Consider the following 26,755-nt stretch of genomic DNA (forward strand, 5'->3'; position numbering starts at 1 on the left):
CGGACAAGAACGAGCACCATGCACCGACTGATCACGAACGACGGCGTGCGCCTGGCCTACCGCGACAGCGGTGGCGACGGGGTCCCGCTGGTGATGCTCCACGGCTGGGGGCAGACGCAGGAGATGTTCCGCCACCAGTTCGAGGGGCTGGCGCCGGGCCGGCGCGTCGTGACGGTGGACTTCCGCGGTCACGGCCGCTCCGGCAAGCCGCGCCACGGCTACCGCGTCGCGCGTCTGGCCCGTGACGTCCTCGGCCTGCTCGACCACCTGGGCCTGGACGCCTTCGACGCGCTGGGCTGGTCGATGGGCGCCTCGGTGTGGTGGAGCTTCATCGACCAGCACGGCACCGGCCGCATCCGCCGGCTCGTCCTGGTCGACCAGCCCGCCGCCGTGGCGGCGGTGCCCTGGACGGCGCCGGCCGAGCAGCGCGACTCCGGCGCCATCTTCGACGTGGCGGGGCTCCTGGAGCTGGGCGCCGCGCTGGCCGGCCCGGACGGTGCCGAGGTCCGGGAGGGCTTCGTCCGCTCGATGTTCAGCGGCGACACCGACCCGGACCTGCTGGCCTTCGTGACCGAGCAGATCCGTGCCACCCCGGCGTACGCGGGCGTCCCGCTGCTCTTCGACCACTGCGCCCAGGACTGGCGCGACGTCCTCGACTGCATCGACGTGCCGACCCTGGTGCTCGGCTGCGAGGGGAGCCACGTGGACCCGGAGTCCCAGCGCTTCATCGCCGAGCGGATCCCCGGCGCCGGCCTCCACGTGTTCCCGAGGACCGTGGCGAGCTCGCACTTCCCCTTCCTGGAGAACCCCGGCGAGTTCAACGCCGTCGTGGAGGCGTTCCTCTCCTGAGGCGGCCCCGCCGCCGGCGGTGCCACCACCGGGCGCCGGACGGCGGGCGATCCTTCCCAACACCCTGTACCGAACCCCTCCAACCGGTCGGAGCCTCCTGTGATCCCGTCGGATCCCTCACCCCTGCCCGAACCCGAGTACCACCGGCCCGATCAGACCGTCGATGCCTGCATCGAGGTCCTGTCACCGCCGCCCGGGGTCGATCCCGAGGACTGCCTCTACGTTGCCCTGCACGTCGACGGCGCGGCCTCGGTGCGGCGTCACGGGGTCAGCACGGCGCTGGCTCCGGGCGATCTGCTGATCGGCACGTCGCCGTATCCGGCGGGGCTGCTGCGCGATGCGGGGTGCCGGATGGTCCGTTTCCGTGTCCCGTGCTTCTACCTGGGGGTGCGGCACTCCGAGGTGCGGCGTACGGGTGGGCTGGTGGCGCGGGGGAGTGAGGGGGTGGGCCTGCTCGCTTCGCAGTTCCTGCGGACGCTGGCGGCTCGGGGCGGGGGGCACCGGGCGCGTCCTGGTGATCATCTGGCGCGTGGTGTGTCGGACATCGTGGCGATCCTGGTGTCGGAGCTGCTGGAGGAGGAGGGGCCGGAGGGTCCGGGTGGTTCGGCGGAGTTGTTGGCGCGGATCCGTGGCCACATCGAGGAGAATCTCGCGGATCCGGATCTGGGGCCGGAGGCGATCGCCCGGGCGCAGCACATCTCGGTGCGCTATCTGCACAAACTGTTCCAGCAGGACGGGACGACGGTGGGGCAGTGGGTGCGTCGGCGTCGCCTGGACGCGTGCCGACGGGAGCTGGAGCGTCCCTCCCGTCGGCAGGCCAGTGTGTCTGCGGTCGCGCACCGGTGGGGTTTCGTCAGCCACTCCCACTTCAGCCGGGCGTTCCGTGACGCCTACGGGGTCTCGCCCCGCGAATGGCAGGCCTACGCCGCCCGGACCGACAGTCGGGACACGGTCTCCTGACTCCTCCGCCGCGGCCGCTTCCACACGCTTCCACACGCTGCCGGTCCCGCCGGTCCCGTCCTTCGCCGATCGCGGCGGGCCGGTCAGCGGTCGGTGTGGATCTCGGCGATGTAGCCGCCGGGGAACTGCACCGTCGCGCTGTCCCGGCCGCCCGCGCGGACGGGTCCCGACAGCACCGTCGCGCCGGCGGCCCCGGCCCGGTCCAGGGTGGCGCCGAGGTCGGGCACGCCGTAGCCGGTGAGTTCCCGGCCGTACGGGTGGGGCAGGTGGCCGTCCGTCACGGCGACGGTGGTGGTGCCGAAGCCGGAGGTGAGGCGGACGAGCCGGTACGTGGTGCCGGGCAGGCCGATGGCGGCGCCGTCGGCCCTCCGGTCGTCGGAGACGATCCGGCCCCGGGTGAAGGCGAGGTAGCTGTGCAGGAAGGAGCCGACCGCGTCCGGCGACAGGTAGAGCCGGTTCTCCGGCACGCTGACCAGGGCGGGGTAGGACGGCGGGGTGGTGTGGACGTACAGCTGGGCGTTGATCCCGCCCGGGAACTGGACGACGGCGTCGCGGCCGATCGGGTCGGCGAACGGTGACACGGTGACGGTCGCGCCGTCGGCACGGGCGGCGCGGACGGCCTGGTCGAGGTCGGTCACCAGCCAGCCGGTGCGTTCGGTGCCGAAGGGGTACGGCACGGGCGTGGTGTAGTCGAACACCGACAGTGTGCCGACCGGGGACACCACCAGCTCGGAGAGCGTCCGGCTGGGCGTCGGCGTCACCTGGGTGGAGACCGGGCCGATCGTGGTGCCGCCGAAGGTGGACGTCCAGCTGGTCACGAAGGCCTGCTCGGTGCCGGGCGCGACGTAGACGTGGGTGGAGTCGTACTGCGGGCCGACGGCGAACTGCTGCTGGGTGCCCGGCCGTTCGGCCGGCGTGCCCTGGGCCGCGCTCCGGGACGTGCCCTGGCCGGCGGAGGCGGCCGAGGCGGCGGGGGCCGCGGTCAGGGCGGCGAGTGCCGCCACCAGCGGGACCATGCGGCGGGCCGAGCGGAGCTTCATGGGTGACCTCCTGGTCGTGGCGAACGCCCGGCGTCCCTGGAAGGGGATGCCGGGCGTGGGTGTGGGGCCGGTGTGGCCGGTACCGCCGTCGCCGTTCGGGCCTGGGGCGGCGACGGCGGTACCGGGGTCGGGCGGACGGCCGCGGGTCGAGGGTTTCGCGGCCGTCCGGGTCACTTGGCGAGGAAGGCGAGCAGCGCGGAGTTGACCTCTTCGGCGTGGGTCCAGAGCAGACCGTGCGGGGCGCCCTCGATCTCGACGTACTCGGCGGAGGGCAGGGCCTTGTGGAAGGGACGGGCGGTGTTCTCGATGGGCAGGGTGCGGTCGCCGGTGCCGTGCAGGATCAGGGCGGGCACGTCGATGCGGGCGATGTCGGCGCGGAAGTCGGTGTACCAGGTGGTGGGTGCGGCCGAGGCGGCGAAGGCGCCGCCGGCGGTGGCGACGTTCCAGCTGTTGCGGACGGCCTCCTCGCTGATCCGGGTGCCGAGGTTCTCGTCCAGGTTGTAGAAGTCGTTGAAGAAGCCGGTGTAGAAGGCGAACCGGTCGGCCTTCACGGCGGCGACGATGCCGTCGAAGAACTCCTGGGGGGCGGCGCCGTCCGGGTTGTCGTCGGTCTTGAGCAGGTACGGCTCCAGCGAGGCGAGGAAGGCGACCTTGGCGATCCGCTCGGTGCCGTAGGTGCCCACGTAGCGGGCGGTCTCGCCGGTGCCCATGGAGAAGCCGACCAGGACGGCGTCGCGCAGGTCGAGGGTCTCCAGCACGGTGTGGAGGTCGGCGGTGAAGGTGTCGTAGTCGTAGCCGGTGGTGGGCTGCGAGGACTGGCCGAAGCCGCGGCGGTCGTAGGTGATGACCCGGTAGCCGGCCTCCAGCAGGGCGGCGCTCTGGCGCTCCCAGGACTTGCCGTTCAGCGGGAATCCGTGGATGAGGACGACCGGCTGGCCGGTGCCGTGGTCCTCGTAGTAGAGGTCGATGGAGGCGGAGTTCTCCTGGCCAACGGTGATGTACGGCATGGGTTTTCCCTTTCGTGCGGCAGCTGCTCGCGGCAGCCTCTTACTGCGGTGCTCGGCTGCGACGGGTTCCACGCTAGGCGCGGTGACCGGGGGCCGGTTGACTCCGAGAGCACCCCGAGTCGTCCGAGAGTGCTACGACCGGGCGCACCGGTGGAGCGGACGGGGACAGCGGCTCGACTCCGGCACCCGGTGCGCTGACCGACCGCAAGCAGTGCGCGGTCGGAACACGTGCCCGGCCCGCGCGTTCCTAGCCTGATGGCCGCAGATGTCACCGACCCCGCACGAAGCAGGAGCACCATGAGCAGCCAGCCGCGCCTCCACCAGCACGGTCCCGAGATCCAGGAGTTCGGCACCGTCACCCAGCTGCCGATCGCGCTCTCCCACGACGCCCGGCAGTACTCGTGCCAGCGGCTCAACCGCGTCCTCGCGGACACCCAGTTCCTGTACGGGCTGTACAAGAAGTACCACTGGGGCATGCGCGGGCCGACCGCGTACCAGCTGCACCTGCTCTTCGACAAGCACGCCCAGGAGCAGCTGGAGCTGGTCGACGCGCTCGCCGAGCGGGTGCAGAGCCTCGGCGGCGTCGCGGTGGGCGACCTCCGTCACGCCGCGCAGATCACGGGCGTTCCGCGTCCGCCGGACGGCATCGAGGGGGTGCGGTCGATGCTCTCGCGACTTCTCGACGCGCACGAGACCGTCCTCGCCGATGTCCGGGACGCCGCCGGCCGCACGGCCGAGCTCGGTGACGACGGCACCCAGGACCTGCTGGTCTCCCAGATCATCCGCACCGGTGAGGCCCAGGTCTGGTTCCTCGCCGAGCACTTGGTCGTCACCCCCGAGACCGGGGAGTGACCGCGGACCGGGCCCGTTCGTCGGCGGGCCCGGCTCCGCTCAGTGCCGGGCCCTTCGTCGGGGGCCCGGCACTTTTTCGTGCCGCTCGTCCTGTCGTACCGCTCGTCGTACCTCCGTGCCGTTCCTCGGCGTCGGTGCGGCGGCACGCGAACGGGCTCGGGCCCCTGGAGGGTTTCCCTTCCAGGGGCCCGAGCCCGTTCGTGTCGCGCGGGTGTCAGGTGCGGTGCAGGGCGAGGCGGGTGGCGAGTCCGCCGCCCACGCCGGCGAGGACGGCGGCGGGCAGGCACCACAGCGGCCAGGCGGCGAGGCCGAGGGCCCCGTCGAGCGACCACTGGCCGGGGCCGGTGGCGGTCAGTGCCGCGGCGGTGACGATCAGGACGAGGGGGAACTCGTACCCGTCGTGCTGGACCCACAGGCCGTGGGGCCACTTGACCGTCAGGGCGACGGTCATCACGCCCATGACGCCCGCGGCGGCCAGCGGGGTGAGCAGGCCGAGGGCGAGCATCAGCCCGGCCCCGACCTGGGTGACGCCGGCGGCCAGCGCGGTGAGCCTGCCGCCGCGGAAGCCGTCGCCCCGGAACTCGGCGGTGCCGCCCTCCAGTCCGCCGCCGCCGAGGTGGAAGCTGACCTTCTGGACGCCGTGGCCGGCGAGCAACAGGCCGACGACCACGCGCAGCAGGAGTAGGCCGGTGTTCATGTCGGACTCCGTCGGGTGGGTTCGGTCAGCCGGCGGCGTGCGGGTTGATCATGGACTGGGCGTAGACGAGGCCCATGCCGTAGGCGCCGCCGTGCTCCTTGACGAGCTCGGTGACCGCGACGTAGGTCTCGGTGCGGGCCCAGTCGCGCTGGAGCTCCAGCAGGACCTGGATCCAGGTGACGGGCACGGCGCCGGCGGCGGTCATCCGCTGCAGGGCGTGCTCGTGGGCCAGCGGGCTGACGCCGCCGGAGGCATCGGCGACGACGTAGACCTCGTAGCCCTGGTCGAGGGCGGACAGGGCGGGCAGGACGAGGCAGACCTCGGTCCACAGGCCGGAGAGGATGATCTTCTTGCGGCCGGTGGCCTTGACGGCCTCGACCAGGGCCTCGTCCTCCCAGGCGTTCATGCTGGTGCGGTCGACGACCTCCTGCTCGGGGAAGACGGCCTGCAGCTGCGGCAGGATCGGGCCGGAGAAGGACTCGGCGGCGACGGTGGACAGCACCGTCGGAACACCGAAGATCTTCGCGGCCTTGGCCAGGCCGACGGTGGCGTTGATGATCGCGGTCCGGTCGCCACTGCCGGTGCCGAAGAACATCTGCGGCTGGTGGTCGACGAACAGCATCATCGCGTTGTCGGGGGTCAGCAGGTCCGGGCTCGGAGCGGCGTGAACGTTCGCGAAGTCAACCATGACGGCTCTCTCTTCTCGTGAATGCGGGGAACGACACAGGAACATGACACTGCGTCAGGCGCCCGGCCGGATCGGCGGGGCGGTACGTCGACGACACTAGCCCGCGGCCCGTGCGGGGTTCTGCTCGCTGCGTGCCCGGGACTGTTCCCACAATGCACGGCCACGGGCGGATCCACGGGAACCGGACCGTCGGACGGTGAAGTGCGCTGCCGGGCAACTGGCGATGCGCTGCGGAGAACCTCGCCCGCCGCGGTCCGCCTAGGTTCGCTGCGAGGCCTGCGCCGAAACACCACCCAACGAAGGGACTTCCCTTGTCCACCATGCCCGTTGCCGGGGTGCGCCCCGGTGCTCCCGAGCAGCCCGCCGACCTCGTCGTGCGCAACGCCAAGGTGTTCACCAACGATCCGCGCCGCCCCCGGGCCACCGCTGTGGCCATCCGGGACGGTCTGATCCGGGCGGTCGGCGACGACGCGGACGTCGCTCCGCTGGTCGGGCCCGGCACCCGGGTGGTCGACGCGCTCGGGCGCCGGGCCGTCCCCGGACTCAACGACGCGCACCTGCACGTCATCCGCGGCGGCCTCAACTACGTGATGGAGCTGCGCTGGGACGGCGTCCCGACGCTGCGCGAGGCCCTGGCGATGCTGCGCCTGCAGGCCGAGCGCACCCCGCCCGGCCAGTGGGTGCGGGTGGTCGGCGGGTGGTCCGCCGACCAGTTCGCCGAACGGCGCCTGCCCACCCTGGCCGAGCTCAACGCCGCGGCGCCCGACACCCCCGTCTTCGTCCTGCACCTCTACCAGTCGGCGCTGCTCAACAAGGCGGCCCTGCGCGCGGCCGGCTTCACCCGGGACACCCCCGACCCGGCCGGCGGCCAGATCGTGCGCGGACACGACGGCGAGCCCACCGGCCTGCTGATCGCCGCCCCCGGCGCCCTGCTGCTCTACTCCACCCTCGCCAAGGCTCCCACCCTGGACGAGGCCGACCGCATCGGCTCCACCCGCCACTTCCTGCGCGAACTGAACCGTTTCGGCCTCACCTCCGCGATCGACGCCGCCGGCGGCTTCCAGAGCTTCCCCGAGAACTACGGCACCGTCATGGAACTCGCCCGCCGCGGCGAACTGAGCCTGCGCATCGCCTACCACCTCTTCCCGCAGACCGCCGGTCAGGAGCTCGACGACCTCACCCGCTGGGTCAACACCGTCCGCCCCGGCGAGGGCGACGAGTGGCTGCGCCTCAACGGCGCGGGGGAGAACCTCACCTGGGCCGCCGCCGACTTCGAGAACTTCACCGAGCCCAGGCCGCAACTGGGTGCCTACGAGAGCGAGTTCGAGAAGGCCGTCCGGATCCTCATGGAGAACGGCTGGGGCTTCCGCCTGCACGCCACCTACGACGAGACGATCCGCCGCGACCTCGCCGTCTTCGAGAAGCTCGCCGCCGAGGGCCTCTTCCCCCAGGGCAACCGCTGGCTCTTCGACCACGCCGAAACCGTCAGCCCCGAAAGCCTCGACCGCATCGCCGCCCTCGGCGGCGCCGTCTCCGTCCAGAACCGCCTGTCCTTCCAGGGCGAGGCCTTCGTCTCCCGCTACGGCGCCCCCGCCGCCGCCGAAGCGCCCCCGCTGCGCGCGATGCTCGACCGCGGGCTGACCGTCGCCGCGGGCACCGACGCCACCCGCGTCTCCTCCTACAACCCGTGGGTCGCCCTGCACTGGCTGGTCTCCGGCCGCGCCGTCTCCGGGCGGCGGCTCGCCGCCGAGCACAACCGCCTCAGCCGCGAACAGGCCCTGGAGCTCTACACCCTCGGCGGCGCCCGCCTCACCGGCGAGCAGGACGTCAAGGGCCGTCTGACGGTCGGCAGTTACGCGGACCTCGCGCTGCTCGACGCCGACTACTTCACCGTGCCCGAGGCCGACATCCCGCACATCGAGTCCGTGCTGACGGTCGTCGGCGGACGCATCGTCCACGCCACCGGGGAGCACGAGGGCCTGGCCCCGGAGCTGCCCGAGGTGACGCCCTCCTGGAGCCCGGTCACCCGCTTCGGCGGCTACCACGCCACCCCCGCCCCCAGCCTGGCTGCCGGGGTCCGCCAGGCCGAGGGCGTCCTGGAGGCCGTGGCGGCCTCCGGCGAGCAGCACGCCTGGCGCGCGGCCCGCGGTCTCGTCCTGCCCGGACAGTCCCAGCTGCCGACGGACCCCTGCTTCCTCTGATTCCCCGAGGCGCCGTCAGTTCCGCAGCGGGGCGACGCCCCGGGCCGCTCGCCGAGGCCCGGGGCGGCGCCCCCGCCCGCAGCCCCCTTCCGTACGAGGAGCCGTCGTGACCACACCCCCGCCGCCGCAGCCGTCCGGACCGCAGATCCACGACCGCCACCCGCTGGCGCTGGCCCTGTTCGCCCTCACCCTGGTCAGCGGCCTGATCGACGCCGTCAGCTACCTCGGCCTCGGCCACGTCTTCACCGCGAACATGACCGGCAACGTCGTGGTCGTCGCCTTCGCCCTCGCCGGAGCGCCCGGCTTCTCCGTGGTCGGCTCCCTGACCTCCCTCGCGGCCTTTCTCCTCGGCGCCGGGGTGGCCGGCCGGATCGCCACCCGCCAGGGCGCGACCCGGCGACCGGCACGACTGCGCGCGGCCTTCGCCCTGGAGGCCGTGCTGCACGCCGCGGCCGCCGCCGTCCTCTTCGTGCGGAGCCCCGAGGGGTTCGCGCAGTACGCGGTGATCGCCCTGCTCGCCCTGGCGATGGGCATCCGCAACGCCACCGTGCGGGGCCTGGGCGTACCGGACCTCACCACCACCGTGCTGACCCTCACCCTGACCGGCCTGGCCGCCGACTCCCGCCCGGCCGGGGGCGCCGCCCCCCGCCAGCGCCGCAAGATCCTCTCCGTCGTCACCATGCTCGCCGGCGCCGTCCCCGGCGCGCTGCTGGTCCTGCACGGGCAGATCGCCTGGGCCCTGGTCGCCAGCGCCGTGCTGGCCGCGCTCACCGTGCTGCTCTACCGCGAGTGACCGGGACGGCTCCGTCCCCGCCCCGCCCCGGCGGCAGCGGCGCGGGGACCGCCGGCGACGGTGCCCGTCGAGGGGCCGGGCCGCCGGGGTCCGGGGCCGTACCGGCAGCGGAACGGTGGTTCCGGCGGGCGGTAGCCTGGGACGCCCGGTGAGCGGATCGGCCGGCCCGAGGGAGAGGAACCAGTGGCGGAGGACAGACGGTTTCCGGTCCTGGTCGGGCGGCAGCGGCAGACGGGACTGCTGACCGCGGCGCTGGTCCAGGCCGTGGACGGCGCGAGCGGGTCCACCGTCCTGCTGCGCGGCGACGCCGGTGTCGGGAAGAGCACGCTGGTGGCCTGGGTGGAGCGACTGGCGCGCGAGCGCGGGTTCACCGTCCTGCGCGCGGTCGGCACGGAGGCGGAGACGGACCTCGCGTTCGGGGCCCTCCACCAGGCGTTCTGGTCGCTGCTCCAGCACTCCGACGCGCTGTCCGCGCATCAGCGCGAGGCCCTGGACAGCGCCTTCGGCATCCGCTCCGGCACTCCGAGCGGCTTCGCCGTCGGCGCCGCGACACTGGCCCTGCTGGAGCGGGCGGTACGGACCGCCCCCGTGCTGCTGGTCCTGGACGACCTGCACTGGATCGACTCGTCGAGCGCGACCGTCTTCGCCTTCCTGCACCGGCGGTGCGCCGAACTGCCGGTGGTGATCGTCGGGGCCAGCCGCGCGAACGGACCGGCCGCCCAGACCTGGTCGGCCGAGGCCGTCGACGTCCCGGCCCTGCCCCGCGAGGACGCGGCCCTGCTGCTGGGCACCCGCTACCCCGAACTCGCGGTGCCCGCCAGGGAACGCGTCCTGGCCGAGGCGGCCGGGAACCCGCTGGCGCTGGTCGAACTGCCGCGCCAGCTGGCGGACGCCCAGCAGCGGGGAGCCGCCCCGCTGCCCGAACGGCTGCCCCTGGGGCGGAAGCTGGAACGGATGTTCGCCGAACGGCTCGGCACGGTGACGCCGGAGGTCGGCCGCCTGCTGCTGCTCGGCGCCCTGGCCACCGGCCCGGACTCCGGCAGCGCCGAGTGGCTCCGCGCCCTCGCGGACGAGAACGCGCGGGAGATCCTGGAACGGATCGAGGCCGAGGGCCTGGCCCGGCTCGACCAGGCCGGACAGCTCGTGTTCCGGCACCCCCTGGTACGCACCGCCGTCGTCTCCGCCGCCTCCGACACCGCCCGCCGGGAGGCCCACCGCGCGCTGTCCGAGGCCCTCGCACCGGAGGACCCCCGGCGACTGGTCCACGAGGCGGCCGCCGCCCTGCTGCCCGACGAGGACCTCGCGCACCGCCTCCAGGAGGCCGGCCACGAGCTGGCCCGCCGGGGCGGCGAGGCGGAGGGCGCCCTCCTGCTGGAACGCGCCGCCGTCCTCAGCCCCAGCTCCTGCGACCGCGTCCGCAGGCTCACCCGGGCCGCCGTGATGTCGGCCCGCGGCGGGCAGCTGCGCCACACCGCGGCCCTGGTGGAGGAACTGAGGAGCAGCACGGTCCCGCAGGACATCGCCCCACTGTTCTCGTACGCGGTGGTCTACGCCGACCAGAGCCACCGCGTCGACTTCGAGTCCTCCGCCGCGCTGCTGCCCGCGGCCCTCGACGCGCTGACCGCGCCGGGCGCCGACACCTTCGGCGGGCTGGTCGAACAGGCCTGGTTCAAGCTGCTCCTCGCCGCCACGTACACGGACGACCCCTGGGCCTGGCGCGCCCTGGAACGGCACCGGGACGACGTCTCCGACGTGGGCCGGCTCTGTCTGCGGGCCTGGACCGAGCCGGGCCCGGACGCGGCCGCCGCCCTGCTGGCGACCGCCGACGGCATGACCGAGGAGCAGGAGGCCGGCGCGGCCTGGCTGCTGCTCTGGACCGCTTCGGCGCTCGACAGCCCCGACAGCGGTCTGTGGCGGCGCTTCTCCGGGCTGCACGGCTACGCCACCCAGGGCTCGGTCGCCAAGGCCAAGGCCCACCAGGACTACCTGCTCGGGCACTGGGACCGGGCGGCCGTCTGCCTGCGCGAGGCCGAGGAGGCGGACGAGCTCGGCTACCACACGAACGGCCTGATGTTCCGCCAGTACTACGCCCACTTCCTGGCCGGCCGGGGCGACGTGGCCGGGCTCCAGGAGATCGAGCGGACCATCGGGCCGGTCGCCACGCGCGCCCGGATGCGGTACGTCCTCGACCGCCTGACCCATCTGCGCGGCCTGGCCGCGCTTGCCCACCGGCGCTACGAGGAGGCGTACGCGCACTTCTGCGAACTCACCCCGCCCGGGCGCCTGCCCGGCGGCCAGCCGTGGCACCACACGCTGGTCCTCGACCTGGTGACGGCCGCCGTGCACACCGGACGCCTCGACGAGGCCCGCGCCCACCTCGCGGCCGGAGCCGCGGCGCGCTCGGCGGAGATCTCCGGACGCCACGCCTTCCTGTGCGCGGCCGCCACCGCGCTGGCCGCGGACGACCCCGAGGCCGAGGCCGCCTACCTCGCCGCGTACGCGGTACCGGGCGCCGAGCAGTGGGTGTTCGACCTCGCGCGGCTCAGGCTCGCCCACGGCGCGTGGCTGCGCCGCCGCCACCGGCCCGGGGCCAGGGAGACGCTGCGCGCGGCCCACCACGTGTTCCGCCGGCTGCGGGCCACCCCCTGGGCGGCGCAGTGCGAGGAGGAACTGCGGGCCGCGGGCGACTCCGTGGCGCTGCCGCAGGACGGACCGGCCGCCGACCCGTCCGGGCTGACCGGCCAGGAGCTGCGCATCGCCCGGCTGGCCGCGACCGGCCTGACCAACAAGGAGATCGGCCGGCAGCTCCGGCTGTCGCCCCGAACCGTCGGGGCTCACCTCTACAAGATCTTCCCCAAGCTCGGCATCACCTCGCGGGCCGCGCTCGCCCATGCCCTCGATGGCGGCTGACCTAGGGAAACGTCCGCCCGGCCGGCTTGCCCCGGCCACCCCGCCGGGTTTCCCGGCACACCGCCCCGGGACGACAGTCAGATGACCTACCGGCCCGCCGCGCCCGCGGGCCACGCTGAGAGTGCGCAGGACTCCGGCGGAAGGACGGTCAGATGGGCTTGCGGGTGACGACGGCGTCGGTCGCGGACCGCGACAAGGCGGCCTTCTGGAGCGGGGCGGTGTCGCGGTCGCTGGTGCCGCTGGAGGTGCGCCCGCTCACCGGGCGGCCGTTCGACGGACTCCTGGAGTCGCACCGCCTCGGGTACGTGCGGATCTCCACGCTGGAGGCCGACGCGGCCCGGCTCTCCCGCACGGCGGCGCTGATCGCGCGCACGCCGCACAGCGAGCCGCAGGTCGGGGTCGGCGTGCAGGTGTCGGGCCGGGCCGTCCTGGAGCAGGACGGGCGCCGCGCGGAGGTGCCGCCGGGCGGGCTGGTCCTCTACGACACGGCGCGCCCGTTCGCGGTGGACTACCCGGAGCGGTTCCGCACCCACCTGTTCCACGTGCCGCGCCGCCTGCTGGGGGTCCCGGAGCGCGACCTGCGGCACGCCTCCGCGACGGCCGTCGGCCCGACCGACGGGTGCGGACCGGTGATCCTGCCCTTCCTGGGTGTTCTCGCCGCCTCCGCGCACTCCTATCCCGACCCGGTCGGGGACCGGCTGGCCGGCAGCGTCGCCGGCCTGTTCAGCACCCTCATCGCCCAGCTGGTACCGGCCGGGGAGGCCGACGGACCGGGTGCCCGGAACGCCCACCTGGTCCGGCGGGTGCGGGAGTACATCGACCGCCACCTGGGCGACCCGGACCTGTCGCCCGAGCGGATCGCCCGGGCCCACCACATCTCCGTGCGCTACCTGCACCGGCTCTTCGAGGGCGAGGGCGTGACGGTGAGCCGCCTCGTCCAGCGGCTCCGCCTGGACGCCTGCGCCGGCGAGCTGGCCCGGCGCGGCCGCACCGCGCCCACCGTGTCGGCCGTCGCCCAGCGCTGGGGCTTCGCCAACCCGGCGCACTTCAGCCGGGCCTTCCGCGCCGCCTACGGCGTCCCGCCGCGCGAGTGGCGGGCACGCCCGTACGACGAAGCCGGCTGAGGAGCCGGCCGCCCGCCGCAGGGCACGACCAGGCCACCACGGCCGGGGCACACACGGAGCCACCGTGCCCGTCGACCGAAGCCAGGAGCAGAGAGTTGTCCGACCCCACCCCCCTGTCCGACCGGCGACCGGTGCTCGACCGGGCGCTCCAGGAGTTCCTGGACACCCGGGCCGGCCGGTCCGCCGACGAACTGCCGGACCTCTCGTTCGCGGTGTCCGACAGCGCCCCGGGCGACGGCGCGTCCGGGGGCGGCGGCGGGACGGGGAGCGGGGACCCGGACGATCCGTACGGCACCACCTCGGAGTGGCTCGCACTGCCCTGCGGGCCGACCGGGCGGGTGCACGTCCAGGTGACCAGACCGGTCGGTGCCGCCGAGCCGAGTCCGGTGGTGCTGTTCCTGCCCGGCCTCGGCTGGTCGCTGGGCGACGCCGCCTGCTACGCCCGGCTGATCCGGAAGTTCGCCCTCGGAACCGACGCCGCCGTCGTCTACGTCGACTACGCCCGGGCGCCCGCGGCGCGCTATCCGGTGGCGGTCGAGCAGTGCCACGCGGTGGCCCGCTGGATCCAGGAGCACGGCCACGAGATCGGCCTCGTCGGCAGCCGGATCGCCGCCGTCGGTGATTCCGCGGGGGCCAATCTGGTGGCGGCGCTGACGCTGCTGGCGCGTGAGCGCGGCGATGTGCGACTGGCACAGCAGGTGCTGCTGTACCCCGTCACCGACGCGGACTTCGACACCGCCTCGTACCGTCGTTTCGCCAGCGGTTACTTCCTGCACCGTGACCACATGCGCCGGTTCTGGGACGACTACCTGCCCGAACCGCGGCTGCGTACGCGGGCCACGGCGGCGCCGTTGCGGGCGTCGTTGGAGGAGCTGGTGGGGTTGCCGCCGGCGCTGGTGGTCACGGCGGAGGCCGATGTGCTGCGGGACGAGGGCGAGGCCTATGCGGCCAGGCTCCGGGCGGCCGGTGTGCCGGTGGTGTCGACGCGCTACCAGGGTGTGATGCACGGCTTCCTGCTCGTCGGCGGGATCCATCCCACGGGCACCACCCGGGCCGCGCTGATCCAGGCCGTCGACACCGTGCACATGGCGCTGCACCGCCGCTTCTGGTGAACCCCGCCCGCCGCCTCGTCGTAGGCGGCGGGCCGGGTCACCAGGGTGCCTCAGGCGGCCGTACCGGCAGCGGGGACGTCGACCGCCGCGCGGAGCGCCCAGATCGGAACCCAGGCCCGAGTGGTCGACGCCGTTTCCGGTTCGTCAGAACGGCCGGAGGCGGGCGTGGCCATGGCAAACAGACCTATGGTCAGAGCGATTGTCGCGTACAAAGCAATCTTGCGCACGTAATTTCATCCTAGCGGTCGATCTAACGATGATCGCAGGATTGCATCGAGGTTGACCTGGCGCCAAATTACGTTCGTGGGGAGTCGATGTTCGACTGATGCGGCGAGTTTTGTTCGCTTGGATGATCGAATGCTTTGTGAAGATTGCGAAGTGTTTTCGATTCTGGCGTGTGCGTCGACTCGGAGAGTTCGATGGCGCGCTGAAGTGTCGCGCGAGCCGCATCCAGGTGTCCGGTCCGCAGCTGCAGCTCTGCCAGTGCCTCGCAGGCGGCGGCCTCCTCCTCCGTCGCCTCGATCTGTCGGGAGAGGGCGACGGCCTGCTGAAGGTGGGCGAGCGCGTCGGATGTCCTGCCGAGGGCGTGCTCGGCTCGACCCAATCCGCGCAGCGCACCGACGGCCTCGCGCTGGGCGCCGATCGATCGGGCGAGTTCGAGGGCGCGCGCGTACTGGTCGAGGGCGGCGTTCTGCTGTCCCGTCTCCAGGTAAACGGTCCCCAGGCCGTTGAGGGCGTCCGCTTCAAGCTGTCGGTTCCCTGTCTGGCGGAACGTGCGGAACGCGGACCGGAAGAGTTCTGTGGCGCGGTCGGCCTGGGCGGGGAGCGGCAGGGACTCCGCGAGGTTCATACGGATGGTCGCCAGGTCGTTCGGCGACAGGATGTTCTCCCCGAATGTCAGGATCTGCTCGAAGACCTTGCGCGCGGCACTGGAATTCCGGGCGTTGAGGTGCATTCCGCCGAGATTGCTGAGAATTTGCAGCCGGAGGCGTGAATCGCCAAGGAATTCGGCCAGGGGCAGGGCTTCGGTGAACGACTCCAGTGCTGCCCGATTGTCGCCGAGATACATGAGAATCGCGCCGAGATTGTTCAGGCAGCGCGTCCTGTTCCACTCGTCCCCGGATTTCCGGTGAATCTCGACGACCTCGCGCTGGGTCGCCAGCGAAGCCGACAGATCGCTCTGGTTCCAGCGGATCTTCGCGATTCTCTCCAGCGCCTCGGCGGTGCACTGGGCGTCGCCCCGCGACTCCGCGATCGCGAGAGCGCGTTCGGCGGCCGGTCCGGCAGCGGCGTATTGGGCGGTGCGGATCCGGATCGAGGCCAGGGCCAGGAGGGCGTGGCTCTCGGCCAGGTCCTCCCCGCGGTCGTGCCAGCGGTGTGCCGAGGCCCGGTGCATCTCGTCGGCCTCGCGCCACAGCCCCTCGGTTTCGAGGTGGTCGGCGAGGACGTGGGCGAGCCAGGCCGCCTCCTCGGTCAGGCCGGTGGCCCGGGCGTGGGCCTCCACGGCGACCAGGCCGGGGAGTTCCACCCCCAGCCAGGCCCTGACGGCCGTGTCGTCGGGCCAGTCGAGCCCGTCCGCCAGCGCGTCCACGGGGGCGGGTTGCGGCAGTTGGGGGAGGGCCAGCCGGAATCGCCGGGGATTGAGCGTGCGGTCGGCTCGATCGGCTGCCCGCAGCGCGAACCCGATGAGTCGTCGTACCGCCTGCCGCCGTTCCTCGGCCGTGACGAGATCGACGGCGAACTCGCGCAGGAGGTCGTGCAGCACGTACCGTTCCGGCGAGTTCTCCTGGAGCATGTGCAGGTCGTGCAGGCTCTCCAGGATCCGGTCGGTCTCCCGCAGGGGGCGTCCGATCAGGGCGGCGGCGGTGTCGGGGCCGAGGTCGGGGCCGGGGTGCAGGCCGAGGCGGCGGAACGCCTCCTGCTGGGTGCGGGAGAGCGAGCGGTACGACACGTCGAAGGCCAGGGCCACGCTTTCGAGCCCGTGGCGGAGTTCGTTGAGCCGGCCGCTGCGGCGGGACAGCCGCCGCACGAAGTGTTCCAGGGACCAGGTGGGGTGGGCCTTGAACCGGCTGGCCGCCAGGTCGACGGCGAGCGGGAGCCCGCCGCACCGCTCGACGAGCGCATCGACCTCGGCGGGATCGCCGGTCCGTTCCTTTCCGGCCAGTGCGACGAAGAGTCCGGCCGCGTCCTCGGGCGACATGGGGTCGAGGTAGAGCGGACTGCAGGGGAGTTCGGCGAGCCGGTGACGGCTGGTGACGAGGATGCAGGAGGCGGGATTGCCCGGGAGCAGGGGGCGGACCTGTCCGGGCCCTCGGGCGTCGTCGAGCACGACCACGGCCCGGCGTTCGGCGAGCAGGCCGCGGCACCGGGAGGCCAGCTCGTCCCGGTCGGTGGGGATCGAGGCGGCCGGGACCCCGAACTGTCTGAGCAGCAAGGTCGCCACCGCCTCGGTGTCCAGCGGCTGTTGGGCGCCGCCGTTGGCGCGGAGGTCGACGTAGTACCGGCCGTCCGGGAAGCGGTCCCGGAGGAGGTGCGCGGCGGTGACGACGAGGCTGGTCTTCCCGGTGCCGGCCATGCCGGAGACCGCGCGGATGCAGCCGCCCGCGCTGTCCGGCGAGCCGCTCGTGGGCGCCGACAGCAGGTGCCGGAGTTCGGCGTCGCGGCCCACCATCCGGTGCCGCACGGGGAGGTAGTTGCTGCGCGCGGGGCCGTGCTCGGCGGCGATGGGCGCAGCGACGGGCCGTCCCGGGCGGGTCAGGATCTCGCCGATCGGGGCCCGGCGGAGGATGCGCTGCTGAAGTGCCCTGAGCTGTTCGCCGGGTTCGGCGCCGAGGTACTCCAGCAGTTCCCGCCGGGTCCGCCGGAACACGTCCAGCGCCTCGGCGAACCTGTCGCAGCCGTAGAGCGCGGTGATCAGGTGGCCCGCCACCCGTTCGTCGGTCGGTCGCTGTTCCGCCAACGCGGCCAGTTCGGGGACGAGTTCGGCGAAGTGCCCGAGTCTGAGCTCGACCTCGCAGCGGGTCAGCATGGTGGCGAGCCACTGGTCGCGCATGGTGCTTCTGGTGGCCCGGGCCCACTGGCCGGGCAGGCCGGCGAGGGGCTCGCCCCGCCAGGTGTCGTCGGCGCGCCGCAGGAGTTCGAGCGCCTGGCGGTCGTTGCCCGCGTCGGCGAGCGATCGGGCGCGTCGCCCGAGCCGCACGTACCGGGGCCAGTCGACCCGGTTCGGATCGGTGTCCAGGGCGTAGGCGTGCGACTTGCGGTTGATCACCGCGGGCGGCGCGCCGTCGTCGGCGTGCTGTGCCTTCCGGAGCGCGGAGCGCAGCCGGGAGACGTAGGAGTGCACGGCCTCCCGGGCTTTGGCCGGGGGCTCGTCGCCCCAGAGCCGGGTGATCAGGGTGTCCAGTGGCACCGGTCGGCCGACGTCGAGTGCGAGTGCCGCGGCGAGACAGCGCAGCTTGTTGGTCCCGAGCGCCACGGGCCTTCCGTGGACGGACAGTTCGACTGCTCCGAGCACATGGAACTCCACGGTACCCCCGCCGGTCGGTCCCCATCCGTCGCCTCGGAGAGCATGGCATGTGTGCGGCCGGTCGGCCATAGCACGTACCGGCCTCGGGGCGGTTCGGCTTCGGCATGTTCTCCGGCTTTCCGCCTGCTGTGTGGTATCTGCCCCGGGCCCGCCGTCGCTCGGGCCCGGCATCGCTCGGGCCTGGCGTCGCGTCAGGGCCGGTCTCCCGCGGGCGGTTCGGCGGCGGGTGCGGAGGCCGTCGAAAAGCGTCACCGGCTTGACTGGTGACGCATGGGGTTGCCATCATTGCGTCACCGGCTCGACCGGTGACGCTGCGAAGGTGTGAGTGCGTCACCGTGACGGGTCGGACACCGATTCGATCCAGATGGGGAGCACCAGTCATGGCAGTCAGCCACACCGCCGTTGTCGACGTCGACGGTGAGGGCCGCAACGGCGGCCGGGTCCGTTCCTCCGACGGGCTGCTGGAGACCGGTCTCGCCATTCCGAAGGAGTTCGGCGGCGGCGGTACGGCGACCAACCCGGAGCAGCTCCTCGCGGCCGGCTGGGCCGCGTGCTTCCTCGGGGCCCTTCGCCGGGCGGCCGGCGACCGCGGAATCCGGCTCACCAGCACCACCATCACCGCCGAGATCACGCTGACCCACGGCGACGACGACGAGTTCGCGCTCTCCGCGGTCCTCCGTCCCGTGCTCGGCGGCGTGGACCGGGCCACCGCCGAGGAGCTGGCGCACGCCGCCCACCGGATCTGCCCGTACTCCAAGGCCACGCGGGGCAACATCCCGGTCGTCATCCACGCCGGCGTCGCCGCCTGAGCCGCACCCCCTGACGGTGGGTCCCGTGCCTGTTCCCCCGTCCCGCACGGGACCCGCCCACATTCCCGCATCGCATCGCACCGCGCCGCACGGCCCGGGGCCTCGGGGCGGCGCGCTTCGGGTGCTTCTCCATGAGTTCGTCCCGCAGTTCCTTCGCCGGGCACGGTTCGTCGTGCCGGCCCAGGAGTTCCGCGAGCGGGTCACCGGGCAGAGGCCGGTCCGGACGGCGGGTCACAACCGTTCACCCCCTCGGGGTGGATGGTGCTGCACGGCACCCATGCCGGGGTCCGGCCGCCGAGGCGTGCGGTCGTGGAGGGACTACCGGGCGCCCGCGGTGGACGGCGTCTTCTTCCGCGCGCGGTAGGCGGCGGCCTTGATCTTGTTGCCGCAGGACTCCATGCCGCACCACTGGCGGCGCATGCCCCGGGAGCGGTCGATGTAGACCCGGGTGCACTCCGGATTGCCGCACTCCTTCATCAGGGGGACGTCCGGGCCGCTGAGGAGTTCGACCGCCTGGCGCGCGACGGTCGCCAGCGCCTGCTCGGGGGTCGCCTCGTTGTGCCGCCCGGTCATGGTGAGCTGCGGTGTCACGGGCGGCTTGCGCGCGGCGGCGTTGAGCACGGCGAGCGCCTCGCGGTCGAAGGCCTCGTCGAGCCGCCGGTTGGTGACGAGCCGGTAGATCGCCTCGCGGACGGTCGTCGCCTCGCGGACGTCGTGCTCGTCACCAGGTGTGATCGTGTCCACCAGCCCGCAGTCCAGGTACCAGGCGTTCAGGCGCTCCGGCGTCACGAACATCTCGAACCGGACCGTGCGTCGTGCACGGAGCGTGGCCGCGAAGTCCAGAGCCGGGTGCCCGCAGACGAAGACATGGTCAAGGTTCACATCACCATGCTGACAGGTGACTGCGTCGAGGTGCAATAACGCGTGGCGCCGGCCGGGTCCAGCCTCAGCTCGCGGCCCCGCCAGCGCCGGCGCAGCCAGCGGTCGTGGCTCGCGAGGACGATCGCGCCGGGACCGGCGCCGAGGGCCTCCTCCAGTTCGTCGCACAGCCGTGGGGAGAGGTGGTTGGTGGGCTCGTCGAGCAGCAGCAGTCCGGGCGGGTCGGCGACCAGGAGCGCCAGTGCGAGCCGTCGGCGCTGCCCGACGGACAGCCGGCCGACGGGCTCGTCCAGGTCCGCCGCGGGCAGCAGCCCCAGCGAGCCGAGCGGCACTTCCTCGGCGCGTGCCGCTCCCAGCGCCAGCCGGTAGGTGGCGCGGGCGGTGCGGTCGGGCCGGTCGAACACGGTGTCCTGGGTGAGCAGCCCGACCGTCAGCCCGGGGCGCCGGCGGACGGTGCCCTCGGCGGCGAGGTGCCCGGCGAGGACGGCGAGCAGCGTCGACTTGCCCGTCCCGTTGCCGCCCGTGACCAGCAGCCGGTCGGTCGCCGCCACCTCCAGTGCGTCCAGTACGAGCCGGCCGGGTACCCGGACGTCCCGGAGCGACACCAGCGGCCGCGGGTCCTCCCCGGTGCCGGCGATCGCCGCCTCGGCCTCCGCACCCGGCGCCTCGACCTCCGCCGCCAGCGCCCGGACGGCGAACCGCAGCGGGCGCGGCGGCGCGGGGACCTGTGCGCGCTCCAGCTCCTCCAGCCGTCGGGTGGCGTTGCGCACCCGGCGGGAGACCTGGCTCTGCACCCGGCCCGCCCGGTGGCCGTAGCCCATCTTCTCGTGGTCGCGCGGCCCCCGGTCCGGTGCGACCAGGTGGGCGGTCACGCCGGCGGACTGGCGCAGCCGCGCCAGTTCCTGCTGCTCCTCGGCGTGGCGCCGCTCCCAGCGCTCCCTCTCGGCGCGCTGCTCGCCCAGGTAGGCGCGGTAGCCGCCGCCGTAGCGGACCGGTCCGTCCACCGCCGGGTCGAGGTCGACCAGATCGGTGCAGACGGCGTCGAGGAACGCCCGGTCGTGGGTGGCGACGACGACGGTACCGGGCAGTTCGCGGACCCGCTCCTCCAGGAAGGCGGCGGCGCCGTCGTCGAGGTGGTTGGTCGGCTCGTCCAGCAGCAGCGCGGCCGGCCGTCGCACGAGCAGCGCGGCGAGCGCCAGCCGGCCGCGCTGCCCGCCGGACAGCGAGCCGAGCGTGCGGTCGTGCCCGAGCGCGTCCAGGCCCAGCCCGTCGAGGACCAGTTCGGCCCGGCGGTCGGCGTCCCACGACTCCCGGTACCGGGCCTGTTCCAGGCGCCTGCCGTAGGCGTCCAGGAGGTCCGGGTGGCCGGGGTCGGACTCCGGGAGGCGGGCGATCTCCGCGCCGAGCCGGTCCAGCTCCGCGAGGTCCTCGCGGGCCTCGCGCAGCGCGTCGTCCAGGACGGCGGCGACGGTGGTGCGGGGCTCGAAGGGCATCTCCTGGTGGAGGAAGCCGAGGTCCGCGGGGCGCGAGACGCTTCCCGCGTCGGGTTCGTCCACGCCGGCGAGCACCCGCAGCAGGGTGGACTTGCCGGCGCCGTTCTCCCCGATCAGGCCGATCCGGTGGCCGGGGGCGGCGGTCAGGCCGACGCCGTCGAGGACGCGTCGGCCGCCGAGGTCGCGGACGAGGTCGTGGGCGATCAGGGCGTGCTGGAGCACGGGGAACCTTCCGAGGTGGGGGGTGGTGGGCCCGCCGGGCACGGTGCCTCGGCGGGCCGCGTCGCACGTCGGCGGATCACACCGCGGGCGCCCCGGTCTCCTTCAGCGTGCCGTCGGCCAGCCGGAGCCAGCGGTTCACCCCGATCTCGGTGAGGAAGCGCTCGTCGTGACTGACCACCAGGAAGGCGCCCTGGTAGGAGTTCAGGGCGCTCTCCAGCTGGCCGGCGCTGACCAGGTCGAGGTTGTTGGTCGGCTCGTCGAGCAGCAGCAGGTGCGGGGCCGGCTCCGCGCACAGCACGCAGGCCAGGGTGGCGCGCAGCCGCTCGCCGCCGGAGAGCACCCCGACCGGCAGGTGGGCCCGGGCCCCGCGGAAGAGGAAGCGGGCGAGCAGGTTCATCCGCTCCGTCTCGGGCCGCTCGGGGGCGAACGCGGCGAAGTTCTCCGCCACGGTGCGGTCGAGGTCCAGCAGGTCCAGGCGCTGCGAGAGGTAGGCGATCCGCCCGTCGTTGCGCTTGATCTCCCCGCTGTCCGGGGCGAGTTCGCCGGTGACCAGGCGCAGCAGGGTGCTCTTCCCGGCGCCGTTGGGCCCGGTCAGCGCGATGCGCTCGGGGCCGCGGACGCTCAGGTCGACGCCGCCCTCGGCGAACACCGGCCGGCCGGCGTGGCGGACCTGCAGGCCCTCGCCGAGGAAGAGGTTGCGCCCGGCGGGCACCTGGGTGTCGGGCAGTTCCAGGGAGAGGCGCTGCTCCTCGCGCAGGGCGCGCCCGGCCTCGTCGAGCCGGGCCTTGGCCTCGCCGACCCGGGCCGCGTGCATCTGGCCGGCCCGGCCCGCGGACTCCTGGGCGCCGCGCTTCATGTTCCCGGCGAAGATGCGGGGCAGGCCGGCGCTCTTGAGGTTGCGGGCGGCGTTGCTCTGGCGGCGATCGGCGCGTTCGCGGGCCTGCTGCATCTCCCGCTTCTCCCGCTTCAGCTCCTGTTCGGCGTTGCGGACGTTCTTCTCGGCGACCTCCTGCTCGGCCCGGACGGCCTCCTCGTACGCGGTGAAGTTCCCGCCGTAGAAGCGCAGTTCGCCGTTGCCGAGTTCGGCGATGTGCTGCATCCGGTCGAGCAGCGCGCGGTCGTGGCTGACCAGCAGCAGGCAGCCGTTGAAGTCCTCCAGCACGTCGTAGAGCTTGTGCCGGGCGTGTGCGTCGAGGTTGTTGGTCGGTTCGTCGAGCAGCAGCACGTCGGGGCGCTTGAGCAGTTGGGCGGCGAGGCCGAGGGAGACGATCTGGCCGCCGCTGAGCGTGCTCAGGCTGCGGTCCAGGGTGAGGTCGGCCAGGCCGAGACGGTCGAGCTGGGCGCGGGTGCGCTCCTCGATGTCCCAGTCGTCGCCGATGGTGGTGAAGTGCCGCTCGTCGACGTCCCCGGATTCCACGGCGTCGATGGCCCGGATGATCCCGGCGATGTCGAGCACCTCGGCGACGGTGAGGCCGGAGGTCAGGGGCAGGCTCTGGCGGAGGTACCCGAGCCGTCCGGTGGACGTCACCGAGCCGGTGGCGGGCTTGAGTTCGCCGGCGATCAGCTTGAGCAGGGTGCTCTTGCCGGAGCCGTTGGGGGCGACCAGGCCGGTCCGGCCGGCGGGCACGGTGAAGGACAGGTCGTGGAAGACCGGGGTGTCGTCGGGCCAGGCGAAGGAGATGTTGGAGCAGACGACGGCAGCGTCGGACATGGGGATGACCTCGAAGGGAATGAGGGCAGGAAGATGGACCTCTGCCCTGGGCAGACGTGCGGAAAAGGGGTACGACGAAGCCGACCACTTCGGCGGCGCTCCTGAAGCACCGGCCGGTGGCCGTCAGATCCGGGTCTCACCCGGAGATGTCGTCGTCACCCGCCACGTCTGCCACTCCTCGATCACACGACTACAGGTCACGGCCACTGTAGCAGGGGCCGCCGGCCGGCCGGACGGCCGGACGGGTGTGCGCCCGGGTGGGTGTCGACCGCAACTGTCCTTCGCGGCAGCGGCCTTCGCCCCGGCCGGGGCATGCCGAAGGGGCCGAAAGCCGGTGCTGTCGGCCCCTTCGGTGCGGGGTCACTTGACCCGAAGGGGTCCCGCGAAGGACTTGCGCAGGGCCGGGGGAGCGGCGACCGGGAGCAGCGCGGCGAGCATCCGTCCCTTGAGCGTGTTCGGCTGTCGCGTCAGCTGGACGTCGACCCGGGTGCCGTCCTCCTCGGGGGTCATCCGGAAGACCCAGCCGCCCCCGGGGCCGAAGAGCTTGGAGTCGAGGGTGGTGACGGTGACGGTGTCGCCGCCCGGTTCCCACTCGTAGCGGGCGCGCTCCCAGGCGGCGGAGGTGCCCTCGGTGACCTCGGCCCAGGTGTCGCCGAGCGCGTGGACCTCGAAGTGCTCGGCGTCGATGCTCGGCCAGGCCTCGGCGCGGGACGGGCCGAAGTCGGTCAGCACCGCCATGACGTCCTCCGTGCCGAGCGTGGAGACGAGATGGAACCGTACGACTGCCATGGTGGATGTCCTCATCAAAAGTAACTGCTCTGACCGGTGACGCAAGATTTCCATGAGCCTCCGTCACCTGTCAAGGTGGTGACGATTCATGGGGGAGTGCCCGGGGCCGCCGCCGTCCGGCGGGGTCACGCGTCCGGGGCGGCGGGCATCCGGTCGAGGGCGTCGCGCAGGGCGGCGCGGGAGGTGATCCCGAGCTTGGGGAACGCCCGGTAGAGGTGGGAGCCGACGGTGCGCGGGGACAGCCGCGTCCGCAGGCCGATTTCCTTGTTGGTCAGACCGCCCGCGGCGAGGTCCGCGATCCGGCGCTCCTGCCAGGTCAGGGCCGCGACACGGGCCGCGCCGCGGGCGGGGGAGGCCGGCGGGCAGGCGCCGGTGGCGTGCAGTTCGGCCCGGGCCCGCTCGGCCCAGCCGGCCGCGCCGAGCCGCTCGAACGCCTCCGCGGCGGAGGTCAGCGACGACCGTGCGGCCTTCCGCTCCCGGGCCTGGCGCAGCCGGACGCCGTGGGCGAGGCGGATCCGGGCGAGCTCGAACGGGAAGGCGCCGGCCGCCGGGTGGCCCTCGGCGCGGCGGCGCCACTCGGCGGCCTCCGCCGGGTCGGTGGCGGTCATGGCGAGCGCGCCGTACGTGACCAGGGCCAGGCGCGGGGAGAGGCCGGGGAGGCCGGCCTCCCGGGCGGCCAGCGCGTGCCGGCGGGCCTGCTCGCGGCGGCCGGTGTGCAGGGCCGCCTCGACCAGGTCGAGCAGCGTCCGGGAGGCCTGCTGCGCGCAGGGCGCGAAGGAGCCGGGCGGCGTGATCGCGGTGGCGTGCAGGTAGGCGGATTCGTAGTCGCCGGCCGCGAGGGCGGCGGCGGCGCCGACGGCGTCGGCGAGCTGGGTGAGGAGGCCGACGCCGCGGGGGCGGGCCCAGGCGTCGACGTCGGCCCGGAGCTCCCGCGCGCGGTCGGCCCGGCCGCGCATCGCGGCCAGCAGGCCGAGGTGCGCGCGGGTCTGGTGGGCGAGCAGCGGGTGCTGGTGGACGGCGGCCAGTTCCAGGCCGCGCTCCCCGGTCCGCTCGGCCTCGTCCCACTCCCCGGCGGCCAGTTGGTCTTGCATGATCAGGTGCAGCATGGTCAGACCGGCCGTGGCGGCCCCGGTCCGCAGCTCGCGCTCGACGCCGCGTCGCAGGTGCGGCCGGAGCCGGCCGAGGGCGTCCACGTGGTGGGCGGCGACCGACAGCCGGGCCAGGTCCCAGGGCTGCGGCGTGTCCGGGCCGGCGAAGGCGCGTTCCACCCGCTCCCGCACCCCGGCGCCGCGCCGGACCACGTCGCTCCAGGCGTCCTGGCAGAGGCGGGAGGTCGGCGGCACCAGGTCGCCCAGGGAGGCGAGGAGCTCGTGGGTCCGCTCCCACCCGGCCTCGTCGGCGGCGTACCGGTTCACGGTCAGGAGCAGGTCGACCAGCCGGGTGAGCGCCTCGGTCGGCTCGTGCCCACCGCTGTCGCGGATCCCCTCGATCGCGGCGAGGACCTGGCGCCGCGCGGACCGGACGTCCCCGTCCTCGTGGAGCGCGCCGTACGCCGACACGAGCACCGCGGCCGGGGAGGCGCCCGCGCCGGACCCGCCGTCGCAGCGTGCCAGCTGCCGCGCCCGGTCCAGCAGGCCGGCGTGACCGGCCACGAAGGCCGCGTCGCCCAGCCGCCGGGACCGCTCCGCGCGGCTCCCGCTCAGCTCCGCGGCCCGGGTCAGCCAGGTCACCGCGGCCACCGCCCCGCCGCGCCGGGTGATCGAGCCGGCGGCGCTCTCCAGCGCGGCCGCGACCGCCTCGTCCGGGCCGACCGTCGAGGCCGCCAGGTGCAGGGCGCGCCGTTCCGGGTCCTCGCGGTGCACCCGCGCGAGCACCGCGTGCGCCGACCGCCGCTCACCGGGAGTCGCCAGCTGGACGACCGTCGACCGCACCAGGGGGTGCCGGAAGACGAACTCGCCGCTGGACGGGTCGACGTCCAGCAGCCCGCTGTCCGCGGCCGCCTCGGCGCCCGTCATCCGGTAGTGCGCGCGGAGGGTGCGACCGGGCGCCGCGCCCGCGGCGACGCCGTCCAGGGCTCCGCGCAGCAGCTCCGCGCGGACGGCCTCGCCGAGCGCGCCGATCCGGGCGCCGTACACGTGCCGCAGCCGGCGGGGCAGCGGGACGCCCGCGCACCCCGGCAGCTCCGGCCGGCCGCCCGCCGCCCGGCCGTCGGGCAGCGCGGGGGCCGTGCGCAGGACCTGCGGCGGCAGTTCCACCAGGGCCAGCGGGTTCCCCCGGGCCTCGTCCAGGACCAGCCGCCGGATCCGGGGGTCCAGGCCGGGATGGCGCAGGGCCAGGAGCTGCTCCGAGGCCGGCCCCGACAGCGCGCCGACCGGCAGCGGCGGCAGCGCGGCCCGGTCGAAGCCGCAGGGCACGTCGGAGCGCAGGCCGACCAGCAGCTTCACCGGGCTCACGGTCAGGCGCCGCCCGACGAACCCGCACACCTCGGTGCTGGGGCCGTCGAGCCACTGGCCGTCGTCGAGCACCAGCAGCAGGGGTTGCCGCGACGCCGCGCGGGAGAGCAGGCCGAGGACGGCGACGCCGAGGGCCATGACCGAGGGCGACGGGCCTCCGCCGCGGCCGAACACGACGTCGAGGGCCGCCCGGTCGACGGCGTCCAGCCGGCCGAGGTCGACCAGCAGCGGGTGCAGCAACTGGTGCAGGCCCGCGAACGGCAGCTCCCGTTCGGCCTCCGCGCCGCACGCCCTGATCACCCGGTGGTTCCGGTCGGCGGCGAGCCCGGCGGCGTGCCCCAGCAGGGTGCTCCTGCCGACACCGGCGTCGCCCCGCAGTACGAGGGAGCGGCCCTCGGGGGCCGTCACGAATCCGGACAGCACCCGCTGCTCGTGCTCGCGGCCGACGATCCTCCCGTTGATCGGTTCCACGTGGCTCCGCGTCCTCTTCCTGTCGGTCCGTCCGGCGCGTCGCGCCCCGCGGCCGGCTCCTGTGCAGGGCCGTGTGCAGGCCCGTGTCCGGCACCGCCGGGTGACGGTGCCGGGCGGCGGGTGCGGGGCGGGTGCGGGCGGGTCGTCGGCGGGCGGTGGCGCGGACGGC

The 26,755-nt window shown here is 74.0% G+C and carries 20 protein-coding genes; 9 read left to right on the top strand and 11 right to left on the bottom strand.

What is annotated here, in order from left to right; all coding sequences use genetic code 11:
• Positions 1-18 precede the first annotated feature (18 nt).
• A complete protein-coding gene (locus ACFVUY_RS20895; RefSeq protein ID WP_387731838.1) occupies positions 19-849 on the top strand; it encodes an alpha/beta fold hydrolase in 831 nt (276 codons plus the stop codon).
• A gap of 99 nt (positions 850-948) precedes the next feature.
• Positions 949-1,809: a helix-turn-helix domain-containing protein gene (locus ACFVUY_RS20900; RefSeq protein ID WP_387731840.1), complete on the top strand. Its 861-nt coding sequence runs from the start codon at positions 949-951 to the stop codon at positions 1,807-1,809.
• Positions 1,810-1,892: 83 nt separating this feature from the next.
• Here ACFVUY_RS20900 and ACFVUY_RS20905 read toward each other — a convergent pair whose 3' ends face one another.
• Together ACFVUY_RS20905 and ACFVUY_RS20910 are read right to left on the bottom strand one after the other, a co-directional pair.
• Positions 1,893-2,849 carry a VOC family protein gene (locus ACFVUY_RS20905; RefSeq protein WP_387731842.1) on the bottom strand — a complete coding sequence of 319 codons (957 nt, stop codon included), beginning with the start codon at positions 2,847-2,849 and terminating at the stop codon, positions 1,893-1,895.
• 170 nt (positions 2,850-3,019) lie between these two features.
• Entirely contained in the window at positions 3,020-3,856 is an 837-nt protein-coding gene (locus ACFVUY_RS20910) for an alpha/beta fold hydrolase (protein ID WP_387692083.1), read from the bottom strand.
• Between the two features lie 297 nt (positions 3,857-4,153).
• On the opposite strand from ACFVUY_RS20910, the gene ACFVUY_RS20915 reads away from it, so the two are divergent.
• The gene (locus ACFVUY_RS20915) at positions 4,154-4,708 is read left to right on the top strand and encodes a Dps family protein (protein WP_387692085.1); all 555 of its coding nucleotides are present in this window, start codon (positions 4,154-4,156) and stop codon (positions 4,706-4,708) included.
• Positions 4,709-4,922: 214 nt separating this feature from the next.
• On the opposite strand, the gene ACFVUY_RS20920 is transcribed toward ACFVUY_RS20915, so the two are convergent.
• Entirely contained in the window at positions 4,923-5,405 is a 483-nt protein-coding gene (locus tag ACFVUY_RS20920) for a DoxX family protein (protein WP_387690947.1), read from the bottom strand.
• 25 nt (positions 5,406-5,430) lie between these two features.
• Positions 5,431-6,093, bottom strand: a complete 663-nt coding sequence (locus tag ACFVUY_RS20925; RefSeq protein WP_387690949.1) for a hydrolase — start codon at positions 6,091-6,093, stop codon at positions 5,431-5,433.
• Positions 6,094-6,413: 320 nt separating this feature from the next.
• Between ACFVUY_RS20925 and ACFVUY_RS20930 the strand changes: the two genes are divergently transcribed.
• The 5 genes from ACFVUY_RS20930 (at position 6,414) to ACFVUY_RS20950 (ending at position 14,233) form a co-directional block, all read left to right on the top strand.
• Positions 6,414-8,294, top strand: a complete 1,881-nt coding sequence (locus ACFVUY_RS20930; protein WP_387732156.1) for an amidohydrolase — start codon at positions 6,414-6,416, stop codon at positions 8,292-8,294.
• Between the two features lie 106 nt (positions 8,295-8,400).
• Positions 8,401-9,087, top strand: coding sequence for a YoaK family protein (locus ACFVUY_RS20935; RefSeq protein WP_387690951.1), 687 nt, complete (start codon positions 8,401-8,403; stop codon positions 9,085-9,087).
• A 183-nt stretch (positions 9,088-9,270) separates the two neighbouring features.
• Positions 9,271-11,997, top strand: a complete 2,727-nt coding sequence (locus ACFVUY_RS20940; RefSeq protein WP_387731844.1) for an AAA family ATPase — start codon at positions 9,271-9,273, stop codon at positions 11,995-11,997.
• 152 nt (positions 11,998-12,149) lie between these two features.
• A complete protein-coding gene (locus ACFVUY_RS20945; protein WP_387690955.1) occupies positions 12,150-13,121 on the top strand; it encodes a helix-turn-helix domain-containing protein in 972 nt (323 codons plus the stop codon).
• A 95-nt stretch (positions 13,122-13,216) separates the two neighbouring features.
• Complete coding sequence (locus ACFVUY_RS20950) at positions 13,217-14,233, top strand: alpha/beta hydrolase (protein WP_387731846.1); 1,017 nt, start codon at positions 13,217-13,219, stop codon at positions 14,231-14,233.
• A gap of 50 nt (positions 14,234-14,283) precedes the next feature.
• Here the strand turns inward: ACFVUY_RS20950 and ACFVUY_RS20955 are convergent, their stop codons facing one another.
• On the bottom strand, positions 14,284-14,460 hold the full coding sequence (locus ACFVUY_RS20955; protein WP_387731847.1) for a hypothetical protein: 177 nt from the start codon (positions 14,458-14,460) through the stop codon (positions 14,284-14,286).
• Positions 14,461-14,528: 68 nt separating this feature from the next.
• Positions 14,529-17,708: a BTAD domain-containing putative transcriptional regulator gene (locus ACFVUY_RS20960; RefSeq protein ID WP_387731849.1), complete on the bottom strand. Its 3,180-nt coding sequence runs from the start codon at positions 17,706-17,708 to the stop codon at positions 14,529-14,531.
• A gap of 431 nt (positions 17,709-18,139) precedes the next feature.
• Here ACFVUY_RS20960 and ACFVUY_RS20965 point away from each other — a divergent pair, with 431 nt between their 5' ends.
• Positions 18,140-18,568, top strand: a complete 429-nt coding sequence (locus ACFVUY_RS20965; RefSeq protein ID WP_387731852.1) for an Ohr family peroxiredoxin — start codon at positions 18,140-18,142, stop codon at positions 18,566-18,568.
• A gap of 318 nt (positions 18,569-18,886) precedes the next feature.
• Here ACFVUY_RS20965 and ACFVUY_RS20970 read toward each other — a convergent pair whose 3' ends face one another.
• The 5 genes from ACFVUY_RS20970 to ACFVUY_RS20990 form a co-directional block, all read right to left on the bottom strand.
• On the bottom strand, positions 18,887-19,450 hold the full coding sequence (locus ACFVUY_RS20970) for a CGNR zinc finger domain-containing protein (protein ID WP_359897339.1): 564 nt from the start codon (positions 19,448-19,450) through the stop codon (positions 18,887-18,889).
• Complete coding sequence (locus ACFVUY_RS20975) at positions 19,447-21,162, bottom strand: ABC-F family ATP-binding cassette domain-containing protein (protein WP_387731854.1); 1,716 nt, start codon at positions 21,160-21,162, stop codon at positions 19,447-19,449. Before ACFVUY_RS20975 ends, ACFVUY_RS20970 begins: the two co-directional genes overlap by 4 nt.
• A 76-nt stretch (positions 21,163-21,238) precedes the next feature.
• Positions 21,239-22,873 (bottom strand): ribosomal protection-like ABC-F family protein, encoded by a 1,635-nt coding sequence (gene abc-f, locus ACFVUY_RS20980; RefSeq protein ID WP_387731856.1) that lies wholly within the window; start codon positions 22,871-22,873, stop codon positions 21,239-21,241.
• Between the two features lie 360 nt (positions 22,874-23,233).
• Entirely contained in the window at positions 23,234-23,662 is a 429-nt protein-coding gene (locus ACFVUY_RS20985; RefSeq protein ID WP_387731859.1) for a hypothetical protein, read from the bottom strand.
• A 125-nt stretch (positions 23,663-23,787) separates the two neighbouring features.
• Complete coding sequence (locus ACFVUY_RS20990) at positions 23,788-26,586, bottom strand: ATP-binding protein (RefSeq protein WP_387731862.1); 2,799 nt, start codon at positions 26,584-26,586, stop codon at positions 23,788-23,790.
• Positions 26,587-26,755: the final 169 nt, after the last annotated feature.

It is taken from the genome of Kitasatospora sp. NPDC058063, assembly GCF_042885395.1.
GTDB lineage: Bacteria > Actinomycetota > Actinomycetes > Streptomycetales > Streptomycetaceae > Kitasatospora > Kitasatospora lactacystinica.